A 7857-nucleotide genomic window follows, 5' to 3' on the forward strand; every position below is an offset into this window, starting at 1 on the left:
CCGGCTCGCCCGCCTTGTGATCTCGCACCGCAATCAGCTGGGTCTTCAAGGTCATCACCGGCTGCAGGTCGTAATCGGCCGCCACCGTGTTGGGGAACGGGGAGACGCCATAGAGAATGACGCCGGGGCGCACCCAGTCGCAGTGGGAGTCCGGCCAGGCCAGAATGCCCGCCGAGTTGGCCATGGCCCGCTCGCCTGCCAGCGGGGCGGTCAGCTTGCTGAACAAGTCGATCTGCTCGCGGGTGGTGGGCTGCTCCAGCTCATCGGAGCGGCTGAAGTGGGTCATGATGTTGAACGGCTGCACCACGTTCTTGCACTTGCCAAGTCGCTCGATAAAGGCGGGCATCTCGTCGGCACGTACCCCGAGGCGATGCATGCCGGTGTCGAGCTTGAGCCAGGCCACCACGGGCGCTGGCAGCTCGACCTGCTCCAGCGCTTCGAGCTGCTCCCAGGTGTGAACCGCCGTTTGCAGGTTGTTGGCCGCCAGCACCGGCAGATCATCGGTAGAGAAGAAGCCCTCCAGCAGCACGATGGGCTTGACCACGGCGCAGGAGCGCAGCATCAGCGCCTCTTCGATACGGGCCACCGCATAGGCATCCGCATCCACCAGGGTGCGGGCGACCGGCAGCAGTCCGTGGCCATAGGCGTTGGCCTTGACCACAGCGATGATCTTGCAAGCGGGAGCGTGGCGCTTGACCACGGCGAGGTTGTGGCGCAAGGCCGCAGTATTGATTTGGGCAGTAGCCGCTTTCATGGTTTTCCCTTACGAGGGCACAAATGGTCTCCCCCTCATCGGGCAGAAGACCGCCACTCACTTATCGTCGTCGAAGGCCGGACCGGCATAATTGTCGAACCGGGAAAACAGGCCCAGAGCGGCAGCCAATGACTGGCTATCGATCAGGGCAGTCGTGGTAATGACGAAACCGCCATCACCTTGGGTTTACATCAATAATCGTCATCAAACGCCGGACCGGCGTAGTTGTCGAACCGGGAGAACTGACCCTGGAAGGTGAGACGCACACGGCCGATAGGGCCGTTACGCTGCTTGCCGATGATGATCTCGGCAATCCCCTTGTCCGGGCTGTCATCGTGATAAACCTCATCACGATAGATAAACATGATCAAATCCGCATCCTGCTCGATGGAGCCCGATTCACGAAGATCCGAGTTGACCGGGCGCTTGTCGGCCCGCTGTTCCAGGCTTCGGTTCAGCTGGGAGAGCGCCACCACAGGGCACTGCAGCTCTTTCGCCAAGGCCTTGAGGGAGCGGGAGATCTCGCCGATCTCCAGGGTACGGTTGTCAGAGAGCGCCGGCACCCGCATCAGCTGCAGGTAGTCCACCATGATCATGGATAGGCCACCGTGCTCGCGCGCCACCCGACGGGCACGGGAGCGCACATCGGTCGGGGTGAGGCCGGAGGCGTCATCGATATACATCTTGCCCTTTTCCAGCAGCAATCCCATGGTGGAGGAGAGGCGTGCCCAATCCTCGTCGTCGAGCTGACCGGTACGCACCTTGGTCTGATCGATGCGACCGACCGAGGCGAGCATACGCATGATGATCTGCTCGGAGGGCATCTCCAGCGAGAAGATAAGCACCGGCTTGTCGGCGGTGAGGGCCGCATGCTCGCACAGGTTCATAGCAAAGGTGGTCTTGCCCATGGAGGGACGAGCCGCCACGATGATCAAGTCCGAACGCTGCAAACCGGCGGTCATCTTGTCCAGATCGTTGTAACCGCTCGATACCCCAGTCACCCCGTTGTGCGGGGTCTTGAACAGCTCTTCAATCTTGTCGACGGTCTGCTCGAGGATCAGCTTCAGGGGCTGGGGCCCCTCGTTGGCACTGGTGCGCTGCTCGGCAATCTTGAATACCTTGCTCTCGGCCAGATCGAGCAGATCGCCGGAGGTACGGCCCTGTGGCTCGTAGCCTGCTTCGACTATCTCGTTGGCGACCGAGATCATCTCCCGCACCACCGCCCGCTCGCGCACGATTTCGGCGTAGGCGTTGATGTTGGCGGCACTCGGGGTGTTCTTGGCGATCTCCACCAGATAGGCGAAGCCACCCGCCTCTTCCAGCTGTTCGGAGCGCTCCAGCTCCTCCTGCAGGGTTATGAGGTCGATGGGGTTGCCCGCGTTGGAGAGGCGGGTCATGGCCTGGAAGATCAACCGGTGCGGACGGCTGTAGAAATCCTGATCGATAACCCGTTCGGCAACCCGATCCCAGGCATCGTTATCCAGCATCAGGCCGCCCAGTACGGACTGTTCGGCCTCAAAAGAGTGGGGAGGAACTTTCAGCTGTTGTGTCTTGGCGTCTTTTTTCGCCGTCACTTGCTCTGCCATACACATAAAAACCGCAGCGGGAAGGGGACGGGAATTTTACAAAAGAAAGCCAACTACGGCGAGCCCTATCTGGCGGCTCATACCATCATAAAGGGCCAAACCAGAGTCTGCTCTACCTTGACCATTTTGATTTTGCTTCGCATTTTGCGCTCCTTGCGACTCAATCTTCTGCTTTTCATCCGGTTTACTCCTCTTGTTTCACGCCGCATCGCGGCAACCTCGTTCATGAATAATTCATGCCAGAGGTGATATTGATGAATACAAGCTGCGACACAATTAGGGACAGGCAGCCTGCCATGCGCCTTGCTGAGCTTGCCAAAGCGGAGCATGCCCCACCCACAGACGAGAGTGAAAAGAGTCAAAATGAAAAAGATGCTGACCCTGTTTGCCGTGATCCTGGCCATTGGCCTGGGGGCACCTCACGCCGAAGCCAAGAAATTTGGCGGCGGCAAATCCTTTGGTAAAAGTTACAAAACTGCGCCGGCCCAGCCTGCGGCCAAACCGGTCGACAACAAGAATCCGACACTGAATGCCCAGACTCCGCCGAAAAAGAGCGGCATGATGGGTGGCCTGCTGGGCGGCCTGCTGGCTGGCGGCCTGTTTGCCTACCTGCTGGGCAGCGGTGCCTTTGAAGGTCTGCAAGGAATGGACTTCCTGCTGATCGCCCTGCTGGCGCTGGGGGCAGTCTTCCTGATCCGTACCCTGCGCAAGGGCAAGGTCGCAACGCCACAGCCACAACAGGCGGCCTATGCGGGCTATCAGCCACCACAATCCGCTGCCCCGCAACAGTTTGAGCAGAGCAACAGCGCACCGCAAGCCACCGGCTTTGCCGACAGCGACGTGCCGTTCCGCCTGCCGCCGGGCTTTGACATGAACAGCTTCCTGGCCGGTGCCCGCGATCACTATCGCACCCTGCAAGAGGCGTGGAACAAGAACGATCTGGAAAAGGTGCGCGAGTACGTCAGCACCGAGCTATTTGAGCAGCTCAAAGCCGAGCGCGCCGAACTGACTGGCGACCAGCACACAGAAGTAATGTATGTCGACACCCAGCTGGTACGTGCTGACTATGGCAGCGACTGGGCCCAGGTGAGCGTGCGCTTCAGCGGCCGCTACATGGACCGTCAGGAGCAGGTCGAAGAAGACATCAAAGAGGTGTGGCACCTCGAGCGCGATCTGGCCAAGAACAATGCCCCCTGGCATATCGTCGGTATCGAGCAGCTGTAAGGTTTAGATTGTCACTACGCAAGAGGCGGCCAACGGGCCGCCTCTTTTCATTTCATCCCCTCACCTGACCTCATACAGGCGATTGCTATCGTCATTGATGATTGAAGAGTTGTAACCGCCACCCAAACAACGACAAAGGGCAGCCACCGGCTGCCCTTGGGGATCACATCTGGAGCTAAACGCACCGCTGACGAATCAGTTGCACCCTTCGGCAGATGTTGAGTTCAGATAGCTCACCTCATTGCCTGGCTGATAATCGGCCACGTTGATGGTCTTCTTGATCTCGATGTACTCCTTCAGCACGGCAGCATCGACCAAACCGGCATTGATGGTATCGATCTTCGGATAGCCATCACCACCGGAGGCGCTGAAGCTCGGGATCGCGAAGCTGTAAGTTGCTGCCGGATCAAACGCCTTGCCACCGATACTGGTGATATTGACGCTCTTGGCCTGGCAATCCACCGCCATGTTGATACCGCCAAACTGGGCATAACCACCGGTATTGCGGGTCTTGCTTGCCACTTGGCCCAGATAGGTCGCCAGATCGCTTCCCTTCATGACAGCCTTGTTGACCGTGTTGCCAAACGGGTGCACCAGCAACACGCTGCGGTAGGTGATATCACCGGCCGGGATGCTGTCACGGACGCCGCCAGAGTTGACGATACCAAAGTCGACACCCAGCTTGCTGCTGGTCGCCGTGGTGATGAGGCGACCCAGGTTGGTCTGCTTGTTGCGAACCGAGTTGCGATCACCAACCAGCAAGCCATCTGCCGAGCCAATGACGACATTCAGCTCTTGCTGACCTTTCTCCTGATAACCCAGCAGGGTGTTATACAGCTCGGGATCCTTGGTGATCTCGTCCTGTACGAACTGCATCTTGGCCGGATCCTTGGTTACGGCGCCGTTGGCATCGATCGCCTCGCCCTTGGCGTTGCGCTTGATCAGGTTGACCGGGATCAGGTCATAGCTGGTCAGGGTCAATTTGCCATTCTGGTACTCAAACTGGGCACGGCCCACATACTTGCCCCACTCGTGAGCCTGCATGATCCAGGTGCCGTTTTGCTGATCCGGCTGGCAGTTATCACCCGGTTTGAAATTGGCGTACTTGTTGGTGGTACCCGGTTCCATACAGACCGGATTCTGGGAGTGGCCACCAATGATGGCATCCAGAGTCCCTGCCGGCAGTGCACGAGCCATCTCTACATCGCCCGGCGCATTGCTGCCGTGCTGACCATTCTCGTAATGGCCCATGTGAGTGATGGCGAAGACCAGATTGGCCTCCTTGTTACTGCGGATCTGCTGGCCCAGTTTGGCCGCCTCGCTGGTCGGATCGCGGAACTCCAGGGTCTGCACGTTGTTGGGATCAACCAGCTGCGCGGTATCCTCGGTGGTCAGGCCCAGTACGGCAACCTTGAGACCGCTCTCCAACTTGAACACCTTGTAGGGGTCAAAGTAGTGTTTGCCACTGGCCTTGTCGTAGATGTTGGCCGAGAGCATGGGGAACTGGGCCCACTTGCGCTGCTTCTCCAGTACGTTGAGGGGGTTGTCGAATTCATGGTTGCCCACCGCCATGGCATCGTAGCGAATGTTGTTCATCGCCATGAAGTCAGGCTCGGCATCCTGCAGATCGGACTCCGGCACGCCGGTATTCACATCACCACCGGAGAGAACCAGTACGTCACTGCCAGCAGCCTTGGCATCCGCACGCAGCTGTTCGACCAGAGTCTTCTGGGCAGCCATACCATACTCATTTTCAGCGTTGTGCCAGAAACGGCCGTGGGTATCGTTGGTGTGCAGGATAGTCAGTTTGCAGACATTTTCGGTGCAGGGTGCAACGGTGTCATTGGTCGAGGTATTACAGCCAGTCAGTGCAGCAAGCACGGCCAGTGCCACGCCGCCTTTGATAAAGTTATTATTCATTTCCATATCACCTTGATTGTTTTGTTATTTATCAACCCTGTCCAGCGGGTCGGGCGCCAATATAACAAACAACAGATGACCGTTTTTCATCGATGACTCACAAATTCTGCTAAATGTGATCTTCGGCCCAACATCCAGCTTCCTGCTGATTTATCAGGTTTTTTGTTGAGCAGTCACTCACTTGCTCCCCTCCCGCACCAAGGAGGCGCCACCCGGACGCGCCTTTATGGCATACTCCCCAGCCAGCCATGCCCGAGGAGATGATTTGATGGCCAAGTACGACAAGATTTCCCCCGAGACTAAGCAGGAGGCGATGAAAATTGCCCGTGCCAACCAGAAGCCGGGGCAGAGCAAGGAACAGACCCAGCTTATCGCGCAAGGGATCCAGAAAGGCATCGACGAATACAAGAAACAGATGAAGGCGCGGGCCCGTGAAGCGAGCCGCCAGAAAAAATTGCAGGCCAAAGCCAGGCAGCCACAGGGCGCGCCCCAAACCGAAGAGCCAGACGATCAGCTGGAGCTGGTTGAAGTAAGCCATCAGCATCCCCTGCCCTGGATCTTGCTGGTGCTGAGCTGGCTGGGATTTGCGGCAGCCTGGTTCTGGTTGCACTAAGAGTGCGCTAGCAAACCTTTATCCGGTATCCTCTTCACAGCCCGGGCCCGGGCTGCTGGTGATTACCTGCGAAGAGTGGTTAAATCCCGCGCCTCTTGCACCGGATAACCGGTTTTTTGACGATCAGTTTTCAGGAAAGATGTTATGAACCCCGCTCCGCTCTATCTGCTGGCCCCTTTTGTTCTGTTCCTTGTGACCATGCTGCTCTATCGCATTTCGCCGCTGCGGGCGGTCGCCGCCGGTGGGGTACGCTGGTTTATCCTGCCGGCCTTCACCCTGTTTATTTTGCTGATCATCATCAACAGTGCCGCCGATCCCGCCCTGCGCGATCCGGCATTCCACTGGTTGATGCCGGGCCTTGGCTTTGCCCTGAGCCTGTTTCCGGCCCTGCCCAAGGCGCTGGTACCACGGCTCGCCATCAAAGAGGGGGCCTTTGCCGCCCTCGGTCTGATGCTGATGAGCCTGGCTATGGTCTACTGAGCAACTGGCCACAGCCGTTAACATGACTCAAGGGGCGCTCTGTGACGGGCGCCCCTTGTACAAACAATGGCCTGCAGGCATCTTGGTGACAGGATAACCAGCAAGGAGGCCAAATGGACAATCCGCCCGATTTCATGGCGCTGTGGGATTATCAGGATCCCGCCGCCAGTGCCCTTCGTTTTCACACCCTTCTTCCCGAAGCGCGCGCCGCCGCCGACCTGCAACTCGAACTGGAGTTGCTGACCCAAATTGCCCGCACCCATTCACTGCAGCGCCAGTTTGCCGAAGCCCATCAGCTGCTCGACGAGATAGATCCTCGCCTCACAGATACAACCCCCAGAGCACGGATCCGGGCTCTGCTGGAACGAGGCCGCACCTTTAACTCGGCGGGCGACAAAGCCAGTGCCAAACCGCTGTTTGAACAAGCCTGGCAATGGGGGCTCAAGGAGAAAGAAACCTATCTCGCCATCGACGCCGCTCACATGATCGCCATCGCCGCACCATTGGAAGAGCAGAGCCGCTGGCATCAACTGGCGATGGAGCTGGCGGAACGCAGCAGTGACGAGAAGGTGCGTGGCTGGCTGGCCCCCCTTTACAACAATCAGGGCTGGACCCTGTTCGAACTGGGCCGCTTTGATGAGGCGAAAATCCAGCAACAGAAGTGTCTGGCCTGGCATCTGCAACATAACCAGCCGGCCAAGGCGTTTATCGCTCGCTGGAGTCTGGCTCGCCTGACCCGGGCCCAGGGTCAGCACCAGCAGGCACTGGCAGAGCTGCACCAACTCAAGGTTGATATGGCCGAGGCAGGCGAACCTGAGGATGGTTATCTGTTCGAGGAGCTGGGGGAGAATGCCTTGGTGCTGGACGATCCGCTGGCCGCGGAATACTTTTCCCGCGCCTGGTTTCTGCTGTCACAGGACCGCTGGTTCAGCGCCAACGAGGGAGAGCGACTGGCCCGCCTCAAGCGCCTAGCCAAACTCTGATCCCCAAAATAGCAAGGGCGGCACGCTAGCCGCCCTTTCTGCTGACAAGATGGTTCAGGCCCGATTGGACTCCTCCCACCCCTGCTTTTTACGGTAAATGGTGGAGGGGCTGATCTCGAGCAGGGCCGCCGCCTTGGGAATATTGCCGTCACAGCTGGCGATGGCCTGTTCGATCACCTCTTTCTCCACCAGCCAGAGCGGACGAATCGGCCCGTTGGCCACGCCAGTGGCGGCCGGAGCCGATGCCACCGCTGCCGCAATCGCAGTCGGTAGCTGGGGGCGCACCCCATTGAGCGG

8 protein-coding genes are annotated in these 7857 nt (G+C 58.8%); 4 read left to right on the forward strand and 4 right to left on the reverse strand.

All coding sequences use genetic code 11. The features are described 5' to 3' along the window. Window positions 1-754 (reverse strand): alanine racemase (alr, locus tag AACR14_RS15910; RefSeq protein ID WP_019446892.1); only part of this gene is annotated, 754 nt, incomplete at its 3' end. A gap of 191 nt (window positions 755-945) precedes the next feature. Beyond that, window positions 946-2340 (reverse strand): replicative DNA helicase, encoded by a 1395-nt coding sequence (dnaB, locus tag AACR14_RS15915; RefSeq protein ID WP_026035132.1) that lies wholly within the window; start codon window positions 2338-2340, stop codon window positions 946-948. A 363-nt stretch (window positions 2341-2703) separates the two neighbouring features. On the opposite strand from dnaB, the gene AACR14_RS15920 reads away from it, so the two are divergent. Next, the gene (locus tag AACR14_RS15920; protein ID WP_019446894.1) at window positions 2704-3564 is read left to right on the forward strand and encodes a Tim44 domain-containing protein; all 861 of its coding nucleotides are present in this window, start codon (window positions 2704-2706) and stop codon (window positions 3562-3564) included. A gap of 195 nt (window positions 3565-3759) precedes the next feature. Here the strand turns inward: AACR14_RS15920 and ushA are convergent, their stop codons facing one another. Next, window positions 3760-5484, reverse strand: a complete 1725-nt coding sequence (gene ushA / locus AACR14_RS15925; RefSeq protein ID WP_019446895.1) for a bifunctional UDP-sugar hydrolase/5'-nucleotidase UshA — start codon at window positions 5482-5484, stop codon at window positions 3760-3762. A gap of 268 nt (window positions 5485-5752) precedes the next feature. Between ushA and AACR14_RS15930 the strand changes: the two genes are divergently transcribed. The 3 genes from AACR14_RS15930 to AACR14_RS15940 all read left to right on the forward strand — a co-directional run bounded on the left by AACR14_RS15930 (window position 5753) and on the right by AACR14_RS15940 (window position 7560). After that, window positions 5753-6097: a DUF2956 domain-containing protein gene (locus tag AACR14_RS15930; RefSeq protein ID WP_019446896.1), complete on the forward strand. Its 345-nt coding sequence runs from the start codon at window positions 5753-5755 to the stop codon at window positions 6095-6097. Window positions 6098-6241: 144 nt separating this feature from the next. Then, window positions 6242-6577 (forward strand): hypothetical protein, encoded by a 336-nt coding sequence (locus AACR14_RS15935; RefSeq protein WP_019446897.1) that lies wholly within the window; start codon window positions 6242-6244, stop codon window positions 6575-6577. Between the two features lie 113 nt (window positions 6578-6690). Continuing rightward, on the forward strand, window positions 6691-7560 hold the full coding sequence (locus AACR14_RS15940) for a hypothetical protein (protein WP_019446898.1): 870 nt from the start codon (window positions 6691-6693) through the stop codon (window positions 7558-7560). Between the two features lie 54 nt (window positions 7561-7614). Here AACR14_RS15940 and AACR14_RS15945 read toward each other — a convergent pair. Further along, window positions 7615-7857, reverse strand: a 243-nt coding sequence (locus AACR14_RS15945) for a helix-turn-helix domain-containing protein (RefSeq protein WP_026035133.1), incomplete at its 5' end; no start/stop codon positions are given.

The sequence above is a fragment of the Aeromonas sp. 159 genome, from assembly GCF_963862045.1.
Taxonomy (GTDB): Bacteria; Pseudomonadota; Gammaproteobacteria; order Enterobacterales; family Aeromonadaceae; genus Aeromonas; species Aeromonas veronii.

Bases quoted from the DNA above. Each gene is read 5' to 3' on its own strand.
- dnaB (WP_026035132.1), bottom strand. From the start codon at position 2,340: ATGGCAGAGCAAGTGACGGCGAAAAAAGACGCCAAGACACAACAGCTG.
- AACR14_RS15935 (WP_019446897.1), top strand. From the start codon at position 6,242: ATGAACCCCGCTCCGCTCTATCTGCTGGCCCCTTTTGTTCTGTTCCTT.
- ushA (WP_019446895.1), bottom strand. From the start codon at position 5,484: ATGAATAATAACTTTATCAAAGGCGGCGTGGCACTGGCCGTGCTTGCT.
- AACR14_RS15940 (WP_019446898.1), top strand. From the start codon at position 6,691: ATGGACAATCCGCCCGATTTCATGGCGCTGTGGGATTATCAGGATCCC.
- AACR14_RS15920 (WP_019446894.1), top strand. From the start codon at position 2,704: ATGAAAAAGATGCTGACCCTGTTTGCCGTGATCCTGGCCATTGGCCTG.
- AACR14_RS15930 (WP_019446896.1), top strand. From the start codon at position 5,753: ATGGCCAAGTACGACAAGATTTCCCCCGAGACTAAGCAGGAGGCGATG.